This is a genomic window from Nocardia sp. CDC153 (assembly GCF_035818515.1).
Lineage (GTDB): Bacteria > Actinomycetota > Actinomycetes > Mycobacteriales > Mycobacteriaceae > Nocardia.
Window position 1 is genome coordinate 134,393 of record NZ_JAYKYU010000007.1, and the last position, 19,041, is coordinate 153,433.

Genomic DNA, 19,041 nt, shown 5'->3' on the forward strand with positions numbered 1-19,041 from the left:
GGTGTCAGGACCCCAAGGCGGAAGCCCGCGCGAATACGCGGGCTTCCACCGGCGCCGAAATTCTATCCAGCGTCGTTAAAGAACTTCTTGCAGTTCACGCAAGAGGGCCGCTTTGCCCTTTGCGCCGACAATCCGCTTGGTCTCCTTGCCACCCTGGAACAGGACCATGGTGGGCAGGGACAGGATCCCGTAGTGCTTGGAGGTCTCCGGGTTGTTGTCGGCGTCGAGCTTGGCGATGGTGATCTTGTCGGCATTGGCGGCCGCGATCTCCTCGAGCACCGGGGCGACCATCTTGCAGGGACCGCACCAGGCCGCCCAGAAGTCCACCAGCACCGGCTTCTCGCTGAGCAGCACCTCGTCGGCGAAGGTGGCGTCGGTCACCGTCTTGGTGGCCGAGGTCTTGGCATCGGACATTGGCTTGCTCCTTAGTTGTTCACTTCCACCGGCGCACCGGCGTGATCGAGGGTGTTGGTGGTGATGTCACCCTGTTCGGCGAGCCAGCGCTCGGCGTCGATGGCCGCGCGGCAGCCGGTACCGGCGGCGGTGATGGCCTGCCGGTAGGTGTGGTCGACCAGATCGCCCGCGGCGAAGACGCCGGGCAGCGAGGTGTAGGTGCTCTGACCCTGGACCAGCACGTAGCCCTCGTCGTCCAGATCGACCTGGCCGCGCACCAGTTCGCTGCGCGGGTCGTGGCCGATGGCGACGAACAGGCCGGTGGCGGCGTGCTCGGTGGTCTCGCCGGTGCGGGTGTCGCGCAGCGTCAGGCTGGTGACGCTGGTATCCCCGTGCACCGCAACGACTTCCGAGTTCAAGATGAAGTTGATCTTCTCGTTCTTCTTGGCGCGGTCGAGCATGATGCGGGAGGCGCGGAACTCCTCGCGGCGGTGAATGATGGTGACCGAGTTGGCGAACTTGGTGAGGAAGGTCGCCTCCTCCATGGCCGAGTCGCCGCCGCCGACCACCACGATGTCCTGGCCCTTGAAGAAGAAGCCGTCACAGGTGGCGCAGGCGCTGACGCCGCGGCCGAGCAGTTCCTGCTCGCCGGGGACGCCGAGGTAGCGGGCCGCCGAGCCCATGGCGAGGATCACGGCGTAGGCCTCGTACACCTCGCCGCCGACGGTCACCTTCTTGATGGGACCGGACAGGTCGAGGGCGTCCACGTCCTCGGTGCGGATGTCGGCGCCGAAACGCTTGGCCTGTTCCCGCATTTCCTCCATGAGATCGGGGCCCATGATGCCCTCGCGGAAGCCGGGGAAGTTCTCGACCTCGGTGGTGGTCATGAGCGCGCCGCCGAACTGGGTGCCCTCGAAGAGCAGCGGTTCGAGTTCCGCGCGGGCGGCGTACACCGCGGCGGTGTACCCGGCCGGACCGGAACCGACGATGATCAGGTCGCGAACAGGCGTGCTCAAGGGGCCCTCCGAAGCAGTTGTGCAGAATGGCTCGAATTGTTCGAGCGTCAGCGTGTCGGTCAACAACAGCCTAAACGCTGTTGTTCCCGCGCCCGTTCGTCCTCGGACCTCAGCCGATATCGGCGCGTCCGAGCACCTGCGGATTGCCTGGGCCGCAGCCGGTTCCGAGCACGGCCGCGGTGATCTGCGGCGGTTTGGGTCCGGCGAGCAGCACCAGCACGCCGGGTGTGCCCGAGAACACAACGCTGCGCGAGCCGAGCACCTGCCGATCCAGACCGGCCGCCTGCAGACAGGTGGTGAGGGCGTTTCCGGCGGCCAGCGGGCCGGTGATGTCGTGGCGGCCCATCGCGGTGAGCAGAGCGGTCGGCGGCATGGACGCGTCCAGGCTGTCGCCCGCCGCCGGGTGGGCCGCGGGGGCCACCGTGCGGGTGCTCACGGCGTCCACGGCCACCACGGCACCCGCGATCACCGCCGCGGCGGCCGCGGCGACGGTGAGCCAGCGCAGGCGGCCGGACGGACGCTCCGGCGGGAGGGGTTCGGCGGGCTCGGTGTCCTCGGGCAGGTCGAGCTCGAGCTCGGGCTCTTCCAGGTCGCGGGGATCGAGGCGGCCGGTGTCGAAGATCGACCCGTTGAGGATCGGGATCGGGGCGGTGGCGGCCGGGGCCGGATGGGTGGATCGGGTGACGGGTGGCGGGGCGATGGGCAGCCGGGTCACGGTGGCGAGCCGAGTCGCCGGGGTCGTCGGAGACGCCGTGGCCGCCGGGGTTTCGTCGGCGGCGAGGTCGTCGATCATGCGCTCGAGGCGGTCGGCCACCTCGGCGGGCATGGGATGCACGATCGTGCCGTCACGGCCGAGATCGCGCAGGCGGTCGTCGACGCGGTCGAGGGAGCGCAGATAGCGCATGGCGTCGGGGTCCTGCCGGACCGCAGGCCAGAGCCGTTCGGATTCGTCCGGCGGCAGACTGCCGCCGTGCAGATCGGCGAGCAGTTCGGTGGAGAAGGGCGGCGTGGGCACCGTGGTACCCGCCATTGCTCCTCCTGTGTCCTCCATTGCCCCTCCAGGGCTTCGAGTAGGAATCGCAGACCTGTCTTTGTATCCGACGCAGCGGAACCGTACAAGGTTCCCTCGAAATCACGGTGTTCCATAACGATTCATTGATCTCGAAAATGCGCCGCGAGTCGCCGTCGGCCCCGCGCGCATCGGCTCTTGACCGTTCCCTCCGGAATGCCGAGCAGCGCAGCGGCATCCGTGATGGAGTAGCCCTCCAGTTCCACGGCGACCAGGGCGGTGCGCTGGTCGGCGGGCAGCGCGAACAGGGCCGCGTCGACCAGCAGATTGGCCTCCAGGGCCGCGTAATCGTCTCGGGGACAACGGGGTTCGTCCGCGACATCCTCCGACAGCGGTTCGGTGCGGCGCAGCTTGTTGCGGCGAATACGGTCCAGGCAGGCATTGACCACGATGCGGTGCAGCCAGCTGCGCACCTCGGCGTCGCCGCGGAAGGCGGCCGCGCCCCGATGCGCGGAGAGCAGGGCGTCCTGGAGCGAGTCGTCGGCGTCCTCGGGGCTGTAGGAGGCGCGCAGCGCGGTCTGCCAGAGATGGTCGCGGTGACGGCGAAGTAGCTCGGCGAAGGCGTAGGGCGCGCCGCCGGCATGGGCGGCCAACAGGTCGCGATCGCTGACCTGTGCTGCTTCCACGAGCTCGTTCGCTGACGACAATGCATCCCCTCAGACCGGTGCGCACGGCCTGGCAACACGACCGGACGTCACCGAGTGTTTTTGGCTGTCATCCGGGACCGTAGAAGCCGGGTCCCCGGGCGCTCCCCTTGCCGAGAGTACGCAAGATCATATCGAAGGTAACGATTCGATAGCAACGGATCGCGCGAAAAAAGCCCTGGTAGGCGGGCTGTTCGGGCGAATCGGACGGATGATGACCGCCCAGAATGTGGTCGACCGGGTGTCGTCACCGGCCGGGCAGAACCCCCGGAATTACGGTGCGGCTTCGTAGTTGATCTGAGCGATCGAGGACTGGAACTGTCCCCCGTTGTTGGCCAGCTGGGTGATCCACACCAGCACGTACCGGGCGGGCTGGTCGGCCCGCACCGGGATCTCCGTCGTGCCGTCGCCGAGCACCGCCGACCCGATCAGCTGGGTCTGATCGAGGGTCGGCGAGGCGGTCGGCGAGGTGCGGATCTCGACCTGTGTTCCGGGCGAGGGCGATTCGATTATCACCTTGGTCAGCTTGCTCGGGCTGCCCAGGGTGGTCAGCACGCCCACGCCCTTCTTCAGGGCCGGGAACTGCTGGAAATAGGCGTCGGTGCGCCAGGTGGTGGCCGGATTGTTGTCCAGCACCGCCCCGACGCTGCCGACATTGTCGGGGGTGCCCTCCGGGGAGAACACCGTGGCGCCCGTGACCGGCACCGGCACGCCACCCGTGGCCGGGGCACCGGCCGGGGTCTGGGACGAGCCGGGGCCCGGCGGCGGGGTGGCCGAGGTGGTCAGACCGATATTGCGCTGTTCATTGAGCGGCGCGTTGGAGGAGCCGGGCGCGAACACGCTCAGCAGCCACCAGATGATCACGCCGACGACCAGCGCGGCCAGCACGCCCAGACCGACCAGGATCCACATCATCCGCTGCGAGCGTTCCTTCTCGGCCGCCAGCAGTTCCGGGTCCGCGAGGGTCTCGTCGGGTGCGCTGGGCGGCTTCTGGCCCAGTCTGAGCACCGGAATGAAATCGGTCTTCTGGTCGACCACCGAGGCCTGCTCCAGCACGTGCTGGACGGTCGCGGCGGTGCGCACGCCCTTGTTGGACTCCAGCGAGCGCACCGCGACCGCGGAGATCTCGAAGGGCACCTCGGGCCGAATCGTCCTGGGCTCCACCGGAGTTCCGTCCGGGCCGAAGTCGGCCAGCGGGAGCCCGCCGACGGTCGCGGCGCTGCCGGACACCCCGCCGACGCGAATCGGCCAGTGCGCGGTGATGAGCGCGTAGAGCATCGCGCCGAGCCCGCGCACATCGGACTGGGCGTCCGAATCCGAGAGCGTGCCCGGGAAGGCCAGCACGGCATCGCCCGAGGCGCTGATGCGCACCCGGTCGGGATGGTCGATGGACAGCGAACCGCCACCGCGGTGGGCCATTTCGGCCGCGGCCGCCAGCGCCCGAATGGCGCGCGCGGCGCCGATCGGCGACGGCACGGTCTCGGCCATCTCCTTGAGCGAGCGGCCGGGCGTCCACTCGGCCACCACGATGCCGCCGGAGGAGCCGCGCACCACGTCCAGCACGCGGGCCAGGCCGGGCGAGTTGATCCGGCCCAACCGCAGCGTGCGGGACAGAATGGCCTGCGGCCCATCGTGTCCGGAGTTGTCGGTGGCCTGCTGGTCGGCGTCGACGAAGGTGAGGGCGACCTCGCGGTCGAGCTTCACATCCAGGGCCTGCCAGAACTTCAGCCCGCGCGCCCCGCCGTGGCTGGCCAGCAGGCGATAGCGGCCACCGGCCACGGACGCGCCGGGGGTCAGCTTGGGGCCGCGCTGGATGCGCTTGCTCGGCGATTCCACCCGCATGGGCGGCATCTGCGGCGAGACGGCCTCGTACACACCGGTTTCCGGACCCGGCTGGTCCGCGTCCTCCGGTAGGTTCTCCGGTTCCGCCCGCTCGCCGCCGCCGGTAGGTGCCGCGGATTCGGCTCGGCCGCCGGCCTTTCCGCCGGGCTTGCCGGGGGGAGGCGCGTCCGTGGAGAGCCCGCCGCCCGAGGCCGCTGCGGATTCGGCGGCCGGGACGCCGCCCGCCGCGTCGTCGCTCACCCTGGTTCCTCCTTCGCCGTGGTGTGTCGAAGACCGATGTGTGGGGCCCGGAACCGCCGCGTCCGGATATCCGCGGGGGCTGTCTGCGGGCATGCCGGAGCGGGCAGTTGCGTTTGCCTGCGGAACAGGGTACGGGAACTCGCCCGTCCCGGTGATGTCAACCGCATCGGGCCGGATGACGGGCAGCACCATGGTCTGCGCGTCGAGGTACGGGTCGAAGCGGTAATAGTACGGCGCGGCCCGCAGATCCGGCTTGGGCAGCAGCGTGGTCTCGTGGATGTCCTCGAGCGGCGTGCCGGACAGGTCGAGATCCGGTGCGGGCGGGGTGATGCCGAGGCGGCGCGAGATGGCGACGGTAATGGCCACGATCTCGGGAATGCCGAGCAGACGCATCAGGCCGAAGGCCACGCCGAACATGACGATGGCGGTGAGGCCGACCCGCACCAGGGAACCGAATCCGCCGAACGAATCCGAAAGCCGGTGCAGCCCCAGCACCTTGTCCACGATCAGCATGACGGCGCCGCCGGCGAGTGAGGCGAGCACCACCCGGGTGATGGTCCGCCCGACATTGGTCATGCGGAGGTCGCCGAGGCTGCGGTGCAGCAGCCAGCCGCCGATGACGGCACCCGCGACGAAACCCAGTCCGCGGGCGACACCGACGGCGATGACCACGTGGTCGGGCGAGACGAACATCGGCATCAGCATCGACAGGGTGATCTGAACACCGGTGATGCCGAGGATGATCCAGGTCGGGGTCCACGCCTGTTCCCGGGCGTAGAAGACGCGGAGGTGAATCAGTACCAGCGCGTAGGGAATCAGCGTGAAGGCGGACCAGGACACGGCCTCGCCGAGCCGCGCGGCGTCGCCACCGAAGCGTCCGTATCCGTACATCGCCTGCCCGATCTGGGGTCCGGCGAAGGTGAAGAAGGTGACGATCGGAACCAGCGCGATCATGGTGAGTCGGGTGGCCGAGCCGAGATCGTCCACCACGGCGGGTGTGTCGTCGGCGGCGGCATTGCGACTGAGCCTGGGCATGATGGCGGTCAGCAGGGTGACGCCGATGACGCCGTACGGCAATTGCAGCAACGCCCAGGCATTCGCGTAGATCGCGGGACCCGCGACATCCCAGTGCGACGAGATCCGTGTCGCCACAGTGAGACCGGCCTGGCTGATGGCGACGTAGAGGATGATCGCCGCGCCCATACCCGCGAACTGCTTGAGCCGCGCGTCCACGCCCCAGAGCGGCCGCAGGTCGATGCCTTCGCGGCGGATGGCGGGCAGCAGACTGCCGACCTGCACGATCACACCGAGCGTCACACCGACACCGAGCAGCAGCAGTTTCGGCTCGCTCATGCGGACCGGGTCGAGGGTGATCTCCCCCGGCGTCAGCGCGTACAGCCCGAGTACGACCAGCACCACGATGTTGTTCAGAACCGGAGCCCAGGCACCGGGTTTGAACCGGCCGTGGGTGTTCAGAATCGCCATCAGCAGCGCGGACATGCCGTAGAACAGGATCGCCGGAAGCAGCAGATAGGTCAGCGCGGTGGTGAGCCCCGTGTTCACCTTGCCGTCGTTGGACAGGAAGACGTGCGTGGTGAGGACCGGTGCCAGGGCCGTGGCCAGCACGGTTCCGGTGGCGAGCACCGTGAAAGCCGCTGTGACGAGCCGTCTTACGAAGGCGGCACCGCCGTCGGCGTCCTCCTTCTCGGCGCGCACCAGTGTCGGCACGACGATCGCGGTCAGGACGGCACCGAGCAGCAGCTCGGAGATCATGGTCGGAATCGTGCTCGAGACGGTGAACGCACTGGCGATGGCGGGACCGAGCACGGTCAGCAACAGCACCTGCTTGCCGAATCCGGTGATGCGGCTGGCCAGCGTCGCGACGGCCATGGATCCGGAGTCGCGGACCAGCTTGGCGTTGGCGCTCTCCGCTTTCTCCTGCACCGCGACGGGCATTGCGCCCGTGCGCGGTTGAACGCGGCGCTGGGCTCCGCTCGGCGGTCCCGGGCGCGGGTTGGCCCGCGGTCCCGGCTGGGGATTCGACATTGGCGGCGTCGGGTAGCGCTGCTCGTTGGGTGGCAGCGAGTGTGGACCGGGTCCGGCCGGGCGGTTGCCCTCGTTGCCCGGATGTCCCCAGTGGTAGCGCTCTTCGGGCGGAATGCGTCCGCCCGCCGCGGGATCGGGTCGCGGCGGCTGCTGCCGGGGCCGGTGCATGATGGGCCCGGATTCGGGTCCGGGTGGCTGCTGGCGTTGCGGACCGGTCGGTTGACCTGGACGCGGACGGCCCGGATTCCCTTGCGGATTACCGGGAATCGCCCGCTGGCCGCCCGAGGGCGGCGGCTGGGATCCGGGTACCCGGGGCTGCTGCCCCGAGCCGGGCGGCTGCGGTCCGCGCGGCCCCGGCCGCGGCACACCGCGTTCTCCAGGTACACCGCGTTCCCCGGGTACACCACGTTCCCAGGGTGCGGAGGGCGCGCGACGTGGCGGTGGCCCGTCGGGTCCCTCCGGTCGGCCGGATGAGCGCGGCCCGCCGTACTCGCTCACCGTGCCTCCTGCTTCTGTCGCTTCAACTCCCGCTTACGTGCGCGCCGCTCCTGTCGGGTGCCCGAGTCGAACTCTTCGTCGGCCGGGTCGGACTGCCCGCGGAAGCGGTGCCACAGTCGGCGACCGACCAGCAGGAGCAGCAGTGCGCACGCGCACGCCGTAATTATTGCCAACACCTGACCGTAGGCGTTGGACCGCACCGATACCGATACCGCATTGCCGAGCGGCACGCCGTCCGGTGTGGTAAGTGCGATGGGTATGACCAGGTTTCGGCTGTCGGAAACCTCGGTGGGAATCTGGAAAGACCGATTGCCCTTGGCCGGCAACTGCTGTTCACCGATATCGGTGATGTTCGTCTCGGCGGGCGCGTCGATCTTGAAGCGCACCCGGATGGCCACCGGCAGATCGTTGCGGGCCACCAGCAGCAGCGGACTCTGTTCGGAGGCAAGGGTGTAGACGCCGCCGGGCGGCAGCACCGTCACCGATCCGAACAGGTTGTCCAGGGTTTTGGTGGTCTGGTCGAGGCGGCGCTGGGCATTGGTGTCCGCGGCGGCTCCCCCGGCCCGGCGGTCCGACAGCGACAGCACCCGGATCAGATCGTCGCGCAGCGGAGTGAGGAAATCGCGCGGGCTCAGTTCCTGCTGCGGGACGTCGACCAGCGCGCTCATCAGCTCGGTAATGCGCTGGGCCTGCTGGTGCACCGGTTCGGCGAAGTGCGCGGGCACCGCCTCGTCGGCGGCCCCGGCGAGGTAGTCGAGTTCATAGGGCTGCGGATCCGGCTGTTGGGCAAGCAGATCGGTGAACGGGCGCGCGGTGGCGAGATTGTTGCGCACCAGCAGATCGAGCTGGCCGAGCACCGCGGTCGCCTCGTCGCGATTGGCTCCCCACTGCTGCGGCGGCATGAGCAGCGCCGAGCGGGGCCGACCCGGTTGCGGGTTGAGCGCGGTCCAGGCGATGGCCCCGAGCGCGTCCTGCAGTCGGGCCGCGCGGGAGTCGACGGTGACGTCGTAGCGGACCTTCTCGGGTGTGAAGGGCGGTGTCGGCGGGTTGGATCCAATGGCGGCCAGGGCGGTGGCGGCCCAGATGTCGAAGTTGACCGCGTGCAGGTCGGCCGGTGCGGGCGGCGGCGTCGCGCCGACCGCGGGCGGCACGGTGACGTCGGCGAGGTTCACCACGTCGGGGGTGCCCGCGTCGCCGCCGCCGCTCGGCGGGGCCGGGGCCTTGGTGGAGGTGAGGTTGTTCCGGCCGTCGGCCGTGGTCACCGCATTGTCGGCGAGGACGGCGCTGGTGAAGCCGTGATGCGCGAACAGGGTCGCGCCGTCGGTGTCCACCGAACCCGCGTCCGGAATGGCCACGCCGCGCACCGATTTCACCCGGAGCGTGGTGTCCACCAGGTCGGCGGGTGCGTTGAGCGCGCGATCGGCCAGGGTGACGTCACCGGCGGCGGCCAGCACCGAGGGGTCGACCTGCGCGAACGGCAGTGCCACCACGCACATTCCGGGCGCGATCGCCCGCAGTCGTTCCAGCCACGCCTTGGCCGCGTGGGTGCCGGTGCCCGCCCGGGTGGGCCCCTCCGGATCCGAGGGGCTCGCCAGGACCAGATAGTCCGTGGTCATATCGGTCACGGTTTGCAGCAGGTCCGGGTCGATGGCCAGGCAGATGGCGTTGATCAGGCTGCGATCGCGACCGCTGTCCGGTTTGGCGAGACTCTCCAGCGCCGAGAGCAATTGGTCGAGTCGCCCGCCCTGGGCCAGCGACGCGGCCAGGTCGTCGTCGGTGAGCAGCGCGGGCCCGTCCGGGGAACCGGGCCGTCCGGCCACCAGCCGGGGGCGGTCGGCCAGCGGCCACAGCATGGTGGTGGCGACCGGCGCGGCCGCGTCACCGGCGGGCGGATTGGGCTGGGCGGCCTGGTGTTTCGGGTCGCCGCCGCCGGGCACGCCGAGCACGGGCAGCAGGAAGCGGGCGTCGTCGAGGCGGGCCTGGCCGCCGTAGTCGGGCTGGCCGTTCACATTCAGCAGCAGCGGATAGACACCCGGCGCGGTGATGTCGACCGCGGAGATCCCGCTGGGCAGGTCGCCGCCCGCGTGCAGCGCGATGGTGAGGCTGAACTGTTTGCGCTGTCCGGCCGCCAATTTGTCGGCGACGTCCTGGAATTCGCCATTGACGTCGTAATTGATCTGATCGAGGCGCAGCGCGGAGCGCAGTCCGCTGGGGCTGGTCACGGCGGCCCCGCGCTGAATGCGGACGCTGATGTCGTTGACCGGCCGGTCCCCGATATTGGTCACCGTGCCCGACACCACGAAGTACGGGTCGCTGGTCGCCGTGATGGCGGTGGGCGTGACCGAATCCAGCGACAGTTTCAGGAATTTCGGCCCGCTGGGCTGTTGGCCGCTGCCATTGCCGGTGGGTTCGGCGGCGGCAATGGGCGTACCGAGTCCGGGTCCGATGATCCCCAGCGTGAGCACCGCCAGCATTACCGCGACGAGTGAAAGCAGCGTGCGCTGCGATCCCGCACGCGTCATTGTCTGCCGTTCTCCATCCGGTCGATCAGCCGGTTGGCGACCTCGGCCAGCCTGCGTTCGTCAGCGTAGGCGAGCCGGGAGTCTAGTTCGCTCAACGGAACCCAGGCCACCTTGGTCACCTCGACGTCGGCGTCGGAGAGCTCACCGCCGAGGCAGCGCATCAGATAGTGGTGCACGGTCTTGTGTACCCGTCGGCCCTCGGTGACGAACCAGTAGTCGATGCTGCCGAGTTCGGCGACCACGGTGCCGTGGATGCCGGTCTCCTCCTGCACTTCCCGAATGGCGGTCTGCTCGGCGGTCTCGCCCTCTTCGATGTGGCCCTTGGGCAGCGACCAGAGCAGGCGGCCGCGCCGATCGGTGCGGCCGATGAGGGCGGCGCAGCGTTTCTCCCGGGGGCCGTCGAGCCCGTCGACGACGAGTCCGCCCGCGGAGGTCTCCCGGACCGTGCGCATGCGCGGCTTCGGTGTGCCCGCGGACTTCGTAGCGCCCGTGGACTTGGTGGCACCCGTGGACTTCGTAGCGCCCGTGGATTTCGCGGCACCGGTGGATTTCGCCGCATTACCGGCCGAACCGCGCCGCCGGGGCTGGCGGCGTCGACTGTTCGCACGATCGGCCGGGGACACTGCGCCAGTCTATAGGGGACAGCGGGCGTGCCCGCCCCACCGCGGTAGCTCCCCTATATATGGAGCTCCCGTGCCAGGTAGACCCCGGTCGCGGCGCGGCACGCCGGATGCGGACCGGGGGCGCCCGGACGCTTTTCGGGGATCGGACCCCGCACCGACTAAGCTCCGATGTCGTGGTTTCGCCGAAGTCCGAGGAAGCAGCCGTGGAGGATCGTCGTACTCGCCTGCTGGCGGCGGCGGCGATAACCCTGGGGCGGCTCTCGGACGTCCTGACCCCGCTGGGCGAATTGTTCGCCGCGCACGGTCACCAGCTGTATCTGGTCGGCGGCAGTGTGCGCGATGCGGTGCTGGGTCGGCTCGGCACCGATCTGGACTTCACCACCGACGCCCGCCCCGAGGTGGTGCAGGAGATGATGCGCGGCTGGGCCGACAATCTCTGGGACACCGGCGGGCTGGCCTTCGGCACCGTGAGCGCGTCCAAGGACGGACAGCAGCTCGAGATCACCACCTTCCGCAGCGACTCCTACGACCGGGTCTCGCGCAATCCGGAGGTCACCTTCGGCGACACCCTCGAGGGTGATCTGGTGCGCCGCGATTTCCGGGTGAACGCCATGGCGGTGCGCATCGGCGCGCTGGGCGAGCTGGAATTCGTGGATCCCCTGGGCGGTATCGAGGATCTGCTCGAGGGTGTGCTGGATACGCCTGCGCTGCCGCGGGATTCGTTCCAGGACGACCCGTTGCGCATGCTGCGTGCCGCCCGCTTCGTCTCGCAGCTGGGCTTCGAGTTGGCACCGCGGGTGCGCGCGGCCATCGTGGCCATGGCCCCGGAGATCGATCGCATCACCGCCGAGCGGGTGCGCGCCGAGCTGGACAAGCTGATCGGCGGCGAATACCCGACCGACGGCATCGACATCATGGTCGAGACCGGCCTGGCCGCGCGGGTGCTGCCCGAGGTCCCGGCCATGCAGCTCGAGATCGACGAGCACCACCAGCACAAGGACGTCTACCAGCATTCGCTGACCGTGCTGCGCCAGGCCATCGATCAGGAGCAGGGCGATCCGGATCTGGTGCTGCGCTGGGCCGCGCTGCTGCACGACATCGGCAAGCCGCCCACCAAGCGCAATGAGCCCGGCGGCGGCGTCAGCTTCCACCACCACGAGGTGGTGGGCGCGAAGATGGTGCGAAAGCGCATGCGCGCCTTGAAGTATCCCAAGCAGTTCACCGAGGATGTGGCGCGGCTGGTGTATCTGCACCTGCGCTTCCACGGCTACGGCAAGGGCCAGTGGACCGATTCGGCGGTGCGCCGCTATGTGACCGACGGCGGCGATCTGCTCCCCCGCCTGCACAAGCTGGTTCGCGCCGACTGCACGACCCGCAACAAGCGCCGCGCCGCGCTGCTGCGCTCCACCTACGACGATCTGGAAGCCCGCATCGAGCGCCTGGCCGAGCAGGAGGATCTGGCGCGGGTGCGCCCGGATCTGGACGGCAACGCCATCATGGAACTGCTGGACCTGCGACCGGGTCCGGATGTCGGCAAGGCGTGGCGCTTCCTGAAGGAGCTGCGCCTGGATCGCGGTCCGATGAGCCGCGACGAGGCCGAGGCCGCGCTGCTCGAGTGGTGGCCGACCCAGAAGTCCTGACGCTCAGAAGATGATGAGCGTCGTCCCGGCGACGATGGCCGAGCGGATCTGCGCCAGGTCGAACGATCCGGTGATGGACGGCAGATCCGCGGCGAAAACCACCTGGTCGCCGACCCTTTGGGCGCGGCTGATGCGCGCCTGACTCGGCAGGCCGGTCAGCGGAATCGGATCCAGCACGGTGAATCGCTTGGGCGCGCGCACCTTTCGCCAATGCGCCCGATGCACCCGGATGGACAGCAGATTGTCGGTGATCTCGGCCTCGGCCAGCGCCTTGATCCGGCGGCGGCGGTGCGTGGCCAGCACCAGTCCGTCGGCGGCCGGTTCCAATTCCCAGTCCGGCTGCCAGGAGTTGATCCAGTCCAGCAGTGCCGCAACGGATATGACGCCCTCGAGGTCGAGCTGCGCGGCGCGCACCTTGGTGGGCACACCGGGGATGAGTCGCACGCCGTGTGCGATGACGGTCAGTTCCTCGATGGGATGCCGGTTCCAGAGCAGGCCCGTGAGAACGGTTTTGGTCTGGAAGTGCGCACCGCGCCGCCGCACCTTGAGCGTGTGCAGCGTGGCCCGCAGGTCGTGCCCGAGCAGGGTGGCGCTGACCTCCTGACCCCCGAAACGGCTGAGGATTCCCTCCGACAGCAGCGTCATGAGCACGTCGGGCATCAGTGCGGTGACCGTCCCGGCGCCGAAATCGGCGGCGGGCTCGAGCCAGGCGGTGGTGAAGCTCGTGAAGCTCGTCCACGACCAGGCCTTCGGATCGAAATACGTGGCCATGATTGGTTCGAGCGTACTGGCCGTCGGTGACAGGGGCAGGAGCGCGGAAGTGAACTAAGGGGGTGCGGGGGCTCGGCCCTCACACCCATCGTGCGCATATGCGGAGATATACGATTATTGCTTCCGAATCTGCGGAAGTATTCTTCCTGTCATGCCCGAAATTCGGATTCGTGACGCCGCCCAGCTCCTGGGTGTCAGCGACGACACCGTGCGTCGCTGGATCGACAGCGGCACGCTCTCGGCGCGCAAGGACGAATCCGGTCGCCTGGTGGTGGATGGCAAACAGCTCGCGGAACTGGCCGTCGAGCAGGCCCGCACTCCGCAGACCCGGATGGGTAGTGCCAGTTCGGCACGCAATCGGTTTCCCGGACTGGTCACCAGGGTGGTGGCCGATACCGTGATGGCACAGGTGGAGATGCAATGCGGACCATTCACAGTCGTTTCGCTGATGAGCAGCGAGTCGGTGCGCGAGCTGGGGCTGCAACCCGGCAGCGTGGCGTGGGCGAGCGTGAAGGCGACCACCGTGGTGGTGGAGACCGCGGCCACGGTGTCCGATTCGAGAGAAGCCGGTGGCACGGCCTAGGCGTCAGGTCCGGCGCGGCGCTGGCCGCGACCGCGGTGGTGGGCGCGGGCCTGCTGTCGGGCTGTGGTTCCTCGTCGACGAGCAGTGACACCAAGACCATCACGGTCTTCGCCGCCGCCTCGCTCAAGCAGGTGTTCACCCAGCTGGGCACCCAGTACGAGAGCGCGCATCCCGGCACGAAGGTGACCTTCTCCTTCGCCGGTTCGTCGGATCTGGTGGCGCAGTTGAACAATGGCGCGCCCGCCGACGTCTTCGCCTCCGCCGATCAGGCCAATATGGACAAGGCGGTGAAGGGCGGCCGGATCACCGACAAGCCGCAGACTTTCGCCACCAATGTGCTGACCATCGTGACGCCCCCGGGCAATCCGGCACACGTCAATTCGTTGGCGGACCTGTCGCAGTCGGGTCTGCGGCTGGTGGTGTGCGCGCCGCAGGTGCCGTGCGGTTCGGCCACCAAGAAGGTGACCACCGAGGCGGGCGTGTCGATTTCGCCGGTGAGTGAGGAGTCCTCGGTGACCGACGTGCTGGCCAAGGTGACCTCGGGGCAGGCCGACGCGGGTCTGGTCTACGTCACCGACGCGGCCGGGGCGGGCAACAAGGTGCAGACCGTGAACTTCCCGGAGTCGGCCAAGGCCGTGAACACCTATCCGATTGCCACCGTGGCGGATTCGAAGAACGCCGCGGCCGCGAAGGACTTCGAGGCGCTGGTCACCGGGCCGGACGGGCAGCAGGCCCTGCAGCAGGCGGGTTTCGGTAAGCCGTAGTGAAACCTCCGGTCTGGCTACTGTTTCCGGCGGCCATCGGCTTCGTGCTGGTGGCCGGTCCCCTGGTAGCGCTGACCGGGGCGGTGGACTGGTCGCACTTCGTCGGCCTGATCACCTCCGAATCCTCGCGAGTGGCACTGGAATTGAGCCTGCGCACCTCGCTCGCCGCCGCCGTGCTGTGCGTCCTGCTCGGGGTGCCCATGGCGGCGGTGCTGGCCCGTTCGCGGTGGCGGGTGCTGCCGGTGCTGCGCGCACTTGTGCTGCTGCCCTTGGTTTTACCGCCCGTGGTCGGCGGTCTGGCCCTGCTCTACCTGTTCGGCCGTCACGGTCTGGTGGGTCGGGAGTTGGAGTCGATGGGCATTCGCATCGCGTTCAGCACGGCGGCGGTGGTGTTGGCGCAGACCTTCGTGGCGTTGCCGTTTCTGGTGATCACCCTCGAAGGTGCCATGCGCACCGCCGGTGACCGCTACGAGCGGATCGCCGCCACCCTCGGCGCGCGGCCGTCGGTCGTGTGGTGGCGGGTCACGCTGCCGCTGCTGCGCCCGGCGTTGGTATCGGGCACGATTCTGGCCTTCGCGCGGGCGCTCGGCGAATTCGGGGCGACGCTGACCTTCGCGGGCAGCCTGCAGGGCCGAACCCGCACCCTGCCTTTGGAGATCTACCTCCAGCGCGAGTCCGATCCCGATGCCGCCGTGGCGCTTTCCCTGCTCCTGGTGCTGGTGGCGGCCGTGATCGTGCTGGTGGCGTATCGCAAGCCGGGTATCGCCCCGGATCGGATGGTCGGCGGTGCGAGCTAGCGTGGCTGCCATGTCGTCTGTTTTCGTACCGCGCGCCGAGCGCATTGTCGAAGCGCTCTTGACTGCCGATCCGCACCTGGCCGCCTCGGTCGGTGATCACCGCTCCGACGAGCGGCTGCCGGACTGGTCACGGGCCGCGGTGCGCGGGCAGGTCGCCATGCTGCGCGAGGCCTCGCACGCGCTGGCCGAGATCGACGACGAGGACCTCTCCCCCGCCGACCGGGTGGATCTGGCGCTCCTGCAGCAACGCGTCGACGCCATGCTCTTCGAGCGGCTCGACACTCGCGAACACGAGTGGAATCCCCTGCTGCACAACCCCGGACCGCTCCTGTACCAGTTGCTGGCGCGTCCCTTCGCCTCCGCCGAGGTGCGGCTGGAGGCGTTGCGCGCGCGGCTCACGGTGCTGCCCGACGCGCTGGCCACGGCCCGCGTGGTGCTCGGCGATATGCCGCGCGTGCACGTCGAGACCGCCGTCGGCCAGTTCGGCGGGGTGGCGTCCCTGTTGCGCGAGCAGCTTCCCGAGCTGGCGGCCCAGGTCCCGGGCTTCGAGATCGAACCCGTTGCGGGCGAGGCGATCTCGGCGCTGACGGACTTCACCGCCTGGCTCACCGACCGCCTGGACACCTCCGATCGCGACCCGCGCCTGGGTCGTCGGCTGTGGGAGGCCAAGCTCTGGCACACCCTCGACACCAATCTGAGCTCGCGGGAGATTCTGGAGCGCGCCTTCGCGCACCTCGAGCAGCTGACCGGTGAAATCCGTTCCGCGGCCGGGGAATTGCTGGGTGTGGCGAATCCGGACGACCACACCGTGCGCAAGGCGATGGATCAGCTCGGTGGCGAGCATCCGGACAATGCCACGGTGGTCGCCGTCGCGCGCGAGGCCCTGGCGGAGGCCACCGCCTTCGTCCGTGACCACGATTTGGCCACCCTGGTCGACGATCCGCTGGTGATTCAGGAGATGCCGGAGTTCGCGCGCGGTGTCGCCATCGCCTACTGCGATCCGGTGGGTCCGCTCGAAACCGCCGAGCTGCCAACGTTCTTCGCCATCGCGCCCACCCCCGCCGACTGGTCCAGCGATCGCGTGACCTCGTTCTACCGCGAATACAACAACCACATGATGCGCAATCTGACCGTGCACGAGGCCATGCCCGGTCACTACCTGCAGCTCGCCCGCGCCCGCCGCTACCGTGGCGCGACCCCGATCCGGGCGCTGTGCTGGAGCGGCACCTTCATCGAGGGCTGGGCCGTCTACACCGAGAAACTCATGGCCGACCGGGGTTTCGGTGGCCTCCCGGTGCGCCTGCAGCAGTTGAAGTCCCATCTGCGCATGACCATCAACGCCATTCTCGACCAGTCGGTGCACTGCGAGGGCATGACGAAGGCCGAGGCCATGCGCCTCATGCTGGACCGCGGCTTTCAGGAGGAGGGCGAGGCCGCGGGTAAATGGCGACGCACCCTGCTCAGCTCCACCCAGCTCTCCACCTATTTCGTGGGGTACACCGAGGTCGCCGCCCTGGCCGCCGATCGTCCGGTCGTCACCTCCCCGCGCGAATGGCACGACGCCATGCTCGATCACGGCTCCCCCGCCCCGCGCCATCTGCGCCTGCTGCTCGGGGTCGACGATGGCTGACGGACTGTCGGTGACCGCGCGCCTGGCGGACCGGGATTTCCAGGTGGCCCTGGAGGTTCCGCCGGGCGAGGTGCTGGCGGTGCTCGGACCCAATGGCGCGGGCAAGTCGAGTCTGCTGGATGTGGTCGCGGGCCTGCTGGTTCCGGACTCCGGTGCGGTGCGCCTCGGCGACCGGGTGCTCACCGATACCGCGAAAGGCATCGCGGTGCCGCCGCATCGGCGCGCGGTCTCGCTGCTGGCGCAGGACGCCCTGCTGTTCCCGCATCTCTCGGTCGAATCGAATGTGGCCTTCGGACCGCGCAGCCGGGGGATGCGCGGCAGCGCGGCGGTGACGCTGGCCCGGGAGTGGTTACGGGCCGTGGACGCCGAGGAATTCGCGAACCGATCGCCCGGTTCGCTGTCCGGCGGTCAGGCCCAGCGGGTCGCCCTGGCCCGGGCGCTGGCGGTTCATCCGGAGGTTCTGCTGCTCGACGAGCCGATGGCCGCACTGGACGTGACCGCCGCCCCGGCCATGCGGACCCTCCTGCGTCGGGTCCTGCGGGACACCGCCGCGGAACAGCTCGCGGCCCTGCCGAATGCCCGCCCGACCGGAACGATTCTCGTCACCCACGACATCATCGACGCGGTCACGCTGGCCGACCGGATCGCGGTGCTCGAGGCCGGGCGGGTCATCGAGTCCGGTCGAGCGGCACAGGTTTTGGCGCGGCCGCGGAGCCGTTTCGCGGCGCGGATCGCCGGGGTGAATCTGCTGCTGGGCACCGCCGCGAGTGGCGGCAGCCCCGGATTGGGCGCGGTCACCGACGGCGACCTCGAGATCGTCGGCCGATGCGCGGCCGAGTGGCCCGTGGGCGGCGCGGCGGCGGCGGTGTTCTCGCCGACCGCGGTGGCGGTGCACCTCGAGCATCCGGAAGGCAGTCCCCGCAATGTGTTCCGGGTGCGGGTCGCGGAACTGGAGGATCGCGGCGGCGTCATCCGGGTGCGCGCGGTGGACGGTCCGGGCGCGGCCGCGGGCCTGGCGGCGGATCTGACCCCGGCCGCGGTGGCCCACCTGGGCGTGGCTCCCGGAATGGACGTGTACTTCGCGGTCAAGGCGACCGAGGTCGACGTCTACCCGCATTGACCAGGGTTCGGGACGTGAGATTCTTGTCGCCGGATGCGGGCGCGACCACAATCGGAACACGACGACAGCTGGAGGACGCATATGACGCTGGATCTGAACAGCGACCTCGGCGAGGGCTTCGGCGACTATGTGATGGCCGATGACGCCGCCATGCTGGACGTGGTCACCAGCGCGAACATCGCCTGCGGCTTCCACGCCGGGGACCCGGCCATCATGCGCCGCACCTGCGCGCTGGCCGTGGCCAAGGGCGTCCGGATCGGCGCGCACGTCGGTCACCGCGATCTGCCCGGCTTCGGCCGCCGCGCCATCGCCATCTCCCCCGCGGACCTGCGTGACGAGACGCTGTATCAGATCGGCAGCTTGGACGGCTTCGCCCGGGCCGCCGGTGACCGGGTGCGCTACGTGAAACCCCATGGCGCGCTGTATCACCAGGCCGCCGCCGACCGCGCGCTGGCGGACGCGGTGGTCGCCGCGCTGCGCGATTTCGACACCGAGCTGATGCTGCTCGGCCCGGCCGCCACCGAACTCGAACGGGCCGCGGTGGACGCCGGAATCCCCTTCGTCGGTGAGGGTTTCGCCGATCGCGCCTACACGCCGGAAGGTCTGCTGGCCCCGCGCGGCCTGCCCGGCGCGGTGCTCGACGCGGATGCCGCGGTGGCGCAGGCGCTCTCGATCGCCCGCGACGGCAAGGCCACCGCCGTGGACGGCGGCACGGTCGCGGTCCACGCCGCCAGCATCTGTGTGCACGGCGACACCCCGGCCGCGGTCGAGATGGCCCGTCGCATTCGGACCGCCCTCGACGAATCCGGTACGCCCGTCCGGGCTTTCGCCTGAGCGCGGGGT

The 19,041-nt window shown here is 69.5% G+C and carries 15 protein-coding genes; 7 read left to right on the plus strand and 8 right to left on the minus strand.

The genetic code is table 11. The features are described 5' to 3' along the window. Window positions 1–75 precede the first annotated feature (75 nt). The 7 genes from trxA to VMT65_RS33855 all read right to left on the minus strand — a co-directional run bounded on the left by trxA (window position 76) and on the right by VMT65_RS33855 (window position 10,893). Window positions 76–414, minus strand: coding sequence for a thioredoxin (trxA, locus tag VMT65_RS33825; RefSeq protein WP_326312739.1), 339 nt, complete (start codon window positions 412–414; stop codon window positions 76–78). A gap of 11 nt (window positions 415–425) precedes the next feature. After that, the gene (gene trxB / locus VMT65_RS33830) at window positions 426–1,409 is read right to left on the minus strand and encodes a thioredoxin-disulfide reductase (RefSeq protein WP_326312740.1); all 984 of its coding nucleotides are present in this window, start codon (window positions 1,407–1,409) and stop codon (window positions 426–428) included. Between the two features lie 109 nt (window positions 1,410–1,518). Further along, window positions 1,519–2,439 carry a hypothetical protein gene (locus tag VMT65_RS33835; protein ID WP_326312741.1) on the minus strand — a complete coding sequence of 307 codons (921 nt, stop codon included), beginning with the start codon at window positions 2,437–2,439 and terminating at the stop codon, window positions 1,519–1,521. A 122-nt stretch (window positions 2,440–2,561) separates the two neighbouring features. Then, window positions 2,562–3,104, minus strand: a complete 543-nt coding sequence (sigM, locus tag VMT65_RS33840; RefSeq protein ID WP_326312742.1) for an RNA polymerase sigma factor SigM — start codon at window positions 3,102–3,104, stop codon at window positions 2,562–2,564. 291 nt (window positions 3,105–3,395) lie between these two features. Further along, window positions 3,396–7,160 (minus strand): murein biosynthesis integral membrane protein MurJ, encoded by a 3,765-nt coding sequence (locus VMT65_RS33845; RefSeq protein ID WP_326312971.1) that lies wholly within the window; start codon window positions 7,158–7,160, stop codon window positions 3,396–3,398. A gap of 584 nt (window positions 7,161–7,744) precedes the next feature. After that, a complete protein-coding gene (locus VMT65_RS33850; protein WP_326312743.1) occupies window positions 7,745–10,270 on the minus strand; it encodes a DUF6049 family protein in 2,526 nt (841 codons plus the stop codon). Further along, complete coding sequence (locus tag VMT65_RS33855) at window positions 10,267–10,893, minus strand: NUDIX hydrolase (protein WP_326312744.1); 627 nt, start codon at window positions 10,891–10,893, stop codon at window positions 10,267–10,269. The genes VMT65_RS33850 and VMT65_RS33855 overlap by 4 nt, the downstream gene beginning before the upstream one ends. A 173-nt stretch (window positions 10,894–11,066) precedes the next feature. Here VMT65_RS33855 and VMT65_RS33860 point away from each other — a divergent pair, with 173 nt between their 5' ends. Then, complete coding sequence (locus VMT65_RS33860) at window positions 11,067–12,533, plus strand: CCA tRNA nucleotidyltransferase (RefSeq protein ID WP_326312745.1); 1,467 nt, start codon at window positions 11,067–11,069, stop codon at window positions 12,531–12,533. A 3-nt stretch (window positions 12,534–12,536) separates the two neighbouring features. Here the strand turns inward: VMT65_RS33860 and VMT65_RS33865 are convergent, their stop codons facing one another. Beyond that, window positions 12,537–13,304 carry a hypothetical protein gene (locus VMT65_RS33865; protein WP_326312746.1) on the minus strand — a complete coding sequence of 256 codons (768 nt, stop codon included), beginning with the start codon at window positions 13,302–13,304 and terminating at the stop codon, window positions 12,537–12,539. A gap of 151 nt (window positions 13,305–13,455) precedes the next feature. Here VMT65_RS33865 and VMT65_RS33870 point away from each other — a divergent pair, with 151 nt between their 5' ends. The 6 genes from VMT65_RS33870 to VMT65_RS33895 all read left to right on the plus strand — a co-directional run bounded on the left by VMT65_RS33870 (window position 13,456) and on the right by VMT65_RS33895 (window position 19,032). After that, window positions 13,456–13,887, plus strand: a complete 432-nt coding sequence (locus VMT65_RS33870) for a TOBE domain-containing protein (RefSeq protein ID WP_326312747.1) — start codon at window positions 13,456–13,458, stop codon at window positions 13,885–13,887. A 20-nt stretch (window positions 13,888–13,907) separates the two neighbouring features. Continuing rightward, on the plus strand, window positions 13,908–14,651 hold the full coding sequence (gene modA, locus VMT65_RS33875; protein ID WP_442790363.1) for a molybdate ABC transporter substrate-binding protein: 744 nt from the start codon (window positions 13,908–13,910) through the stop codon (window positions 14,649–14,651). After that, window positions 14,651–15,448 carry an ABC transporter permease gene (locus VMT65_RS33880; protein ID WP_326312748.1) on the plus strand — a complete coding sequence of 266 codons (798 nt, stop codon included), beginning with the start codon at window positions 14,651–14,653 and terminating at the stop codon, window positions 15,446–15,448. Before modA ends, VMT65_RS33880 begins: the two co-directional genes overlap by 1 nt. Window positions 15,449–15,458: 10 nt before the next feature. Then, a complete protein-coding gene (locus VMT65_RS33885) occupies window positions 15,459–17,078 on the plus strand; it encodes a DUF885 domain-containing protein (RefSeq protein ID WP_326312749.1) in 1,620 nt (539 codons plus the stop codon). Further along, complete coding sequence (locus VMT65_RS33890) at window positions 17,071–18,198, plus strand: sulfate/molybdate ABC transporter ATP-binding protein (protein ID WP_326312750.1); 1,128 nt, start codon at window positions 17,071–17,073, stop codon at window positions 18,196–18,198. The genes VMT65_RS33885 and VMT65_RS33890 overlap by 8 nt, the downstream gene beginning before the upstream one ends. Window positions 18,199–18,279: 81 nt before the next feature. After that, window positions 18,280–19,032 carry a LamB/YcsF family protein gene (locus tag VMT65_RS33895; RefSeq protein ID WP_326312751.1) on the plus strand — a complete coding sequence of 251 codons (753 nt, stop codon included), beginning with the start codon at window positions 18,280–18,282 and terminating at the stop codon, window positions 19,030–19,032. The last annotated feature ends 9 nt before the right edge of the window (window positions 19,033–19,041 follow it).